The sequence below is a fragment of the Parendozoicomonas sp. 209JJ7-1 genome (assembly GCF_058147085.1).
This window is the reverse complement of sequence record NZ_JBYVJU010000051.1, coordinates 1-2,352: the sequence shown is the minus strand read 5'-3', so window position 1 is coordinate 2,352 and position 2,352 is coordinate 1. Positions and strand designations below refer to the sequence as shown.

The following is a 2,352-nucleotide window of genomic DNA, read 5'->3' as shown; positions in this document are numbered from 1 at the left end:
CCTACCAGATTTACTGTCGGTGTTCTCAATTATATTCTTAAAGTTAGGCATGATATTTGTTTAGCCACTTAACGCCCGCATCAGGTGCGCCGAAGGCGTCACCTGGATGCGCTTGTTATGTGCGATTCTGAGGAATTTTAGATAAATCTAAATTAGTGGTTTTCTTAATAAATTCAATCAATTTTTCTATTTGATGTCTTTCTGAGTAAACCTTTTTATTAAACTTTGATAGCTTACCTTGATTATAGAAATTTCCAGCTGCTTCATTACAAGATACTGCTGATAGATGTTTATTGAATTTTTTTGCCACGTTGCTTGTTGTTTGAGCAAAGAAAGAAACAAGCTTTCCTAAGAACGGTCCCATAGCATCGAGTTGTTTTGTTTTAACTACGCCAGGCAGATATATTTCATGAGGTATTTTAGAGAGATTTAAATTATTGAGTGAATAACAAAAATATGAGCCTGCCGAATAGGATTGAGTCGTTGCTTTTAAAATAGAGTGCTCATTTGAATATGCATATTTAAAGTCAATATCTGCTGCTTGACGTGCATCACCAATATGTACAACCCTTGAATCAGGCGTTGATTCCAGTATGACATTTAAAAAGTATGTAAACATTGCTCGGGAAATTAATCCTACAGCAAAGGTTTTTTCTATACCATCTACGGAAAGGTACAATTGTTTAGTTGCAGCATTTGCATTAAGAACTAGAAGGTCCAAGCTTGATTGGTTTCTACAATACTCTTCAAGAAACTTTCTATTTTCCTCGATAGAAGACATGTCAAATAAGAATAACTTATGAGCAGTATCAGTAATTAATTTTAATTCTTCAAGTAAAGAAGTTCCTCTTTCTTTATTTCTTCCTGTTGCATGAATAGTGAAACCATCTTTAGCAAGCTGTAAAGCAATTGCTCTACCGATACCGTCTGTTGCTCCGGTTATGAGAGCTATTTTATTCATTACTTCTCCTATGAATAAATTATTGAATATACAATAAGTTGAGTTTGAACTCTATAAGCACATAACGCCCAAATCAGGTGCGCCGTAGGCGTCACCTGGATTTTCTTGTTAGCTGTTTTTCTACTCTTGAACTTGAGCCTTTTCGCCCTACTTTCATGGCGCATGATGAAAGCAAAAACACCAATGCTGAGGCCGGTTTTGTGATGACAGTGATGTGGCATGGAATGCCACCAAAAATCCGGAACTTTGCACCGGCTGAACTCGAAAAGTCTTTACGTTGAACTCAATCGCCAGCAAACCATGAACAATGAAACTTCACGATACGATAACACTGAAGAATGTTTCCCTACAGGTTTACCTCGGCTGACGGCTGCTGGCTTATGCGAAAACACTGTTGATGAACTTTCCTGCCAGCCTTCGAGTAACCAACAATAATACTGAAAAATCAGTGCTGGCATAGCACAAGGAAAAAACGCTAAAACCTGAGCCAGCTTCACTGAACCTAACTCTAGAAGTTAACGACAGTTTCACTATTTTTCCTGACGGTTTCACTGAACCAGAGAAAAGGAATGACTTTCTGGACTGTGACAGCTAACGCCTAAATCAGGTGCGCCGTAGGCGTCACCTGGATTTACTTGTTATACGGATTTTTTACCACAATCTAGCCATTGACTATTTTCATTCATGCTTGTTTGTAGAAGCCTTATCTTGCTACAGCCTTCAATAGATTTAATTGTTTTTTTAAGGGTGTCAGCAAGACTTTTGTTAAGCCAAGGGTTGATGACAATGCTTGTGATGCAACTCACGTCAATAGGAAAATCATAAAATGGCTTTTCAGATTCTGATGAGTCCTCGTAAATTACCCGATACTCTTTTTCATCTCTAAAAGCATATCTTTTGACGAAGGGTAGATCATCAATTTTTACACTAGAGCGCTTGATTGTGTTTAGCGTGCGATATTTTACTTTCCGATACTGAATGTTAGAGCTTCTCTCAAAAAGCCTCTCGAGCTTGTCTTTATCAAATCGTATGCAGACACCAGTATTACCATGTGCAAACACTTTCCAATGATGATAGGTCTCTGAAGTGTCAGTAAAACATAATGCCAAAAGATTTTTTACATCCCGCTTTTCCTTATAAATCTCGATGTATTGAGTATCATTTTTGTCATCCCATGTATTGGGATTCAGTAATGTGATCTTTCTATTACTTAGAATATGCAGTAAAGAGGTTACGTCCGTATATCTACGCAATAACTTCTTCTTTCTGTATGTTCGTTTCTTACTTTTTTCCATTAATGTCAACTTCACTGATGACTTTGATTAATCCGTATAACGCCCGCATCAGGTGCGCCGAAGGCGTCACCTGGATGCGCTTGTTATGCGTGCCGA

The 2,352-nt window shown here is 37.9% G+C and carries 2 protein-coding genes; both read right to left on the bottom strand.

Annotated elements, in window-relative coordinates; all coding sequences use genetic code 11:
• Positions 1-115 precede the first annotated feature (115 nt).
• Positions 116-961, bottom strand: a complete 846-nt coding sequence (locus ACY2RQ_RS19175) for an SDR family NAD(P)-dependent oxidoreductase (protein ID WP_490114619.1) — start codon at positions 959-961, stop codon at positions 116-118.
• A gap of 638 nt (positions 962-1,599) precedes the next feature.
• Positions 1,600-2,256: a DUF2971 domain-containing protein gene (locus ACY2RQ_RS19170; protein WP_490114618.1), complete on the bottom strand. Its 657-nt coding sequence runs from the start codon at positions 2,254-2,256 to the stop codon at positions 1,600-1,602.
• Positions 2,257-2,352: the final 96 nt, after the last annotated feature.